Source organism: Domibacillus sp. F004, from assembly GCF_057814295.1.
Genome location: NZ_JBVATB010000058.1, coordinates 1 through 281 on the forward strand (window position 1 = coordinate 1; position 281 = coordinate 281).

The window sequence follows — 281 nt, forward strand, 5'->3', positions numbered from 1 at the left end:
GCAAGTAAGTAAGATCCCTTGAAGAAGACGAGGTAGATAGGTTCGGGGTGGAAGTGTGGCGACACATGGAGCTGACGAATACTAATCGATCGAGGACTTAACCAATATCGAAAAGCGAAAGCGGCCTCCTTAGGCCGCTGGAGCTGGACAACACAACACTTGGTGTAACACGGATCATACGACACGCTTCTATCCAGTTTTGAAAGAACAGGCTTCTTTCCAATTTCATAGTCAGGTGGCATTAGCGAAGAGGTCACACCCGTTCCCATCCCGAACACGGC

The 281-nt window shown here is 49.5% G+C and carries 1 rRNA gene; it reads left to right on the top strand.

Annotated elements, in window-relative coordinates:
- A 23S ribosomal RNA gene (locus tag ACZYRN_RS19400) occupies positions 1 to 105 on the top strand; the annotation flags it as partial.
- Positions 106 to 281 lie beyond the last annotated feature (176 nt).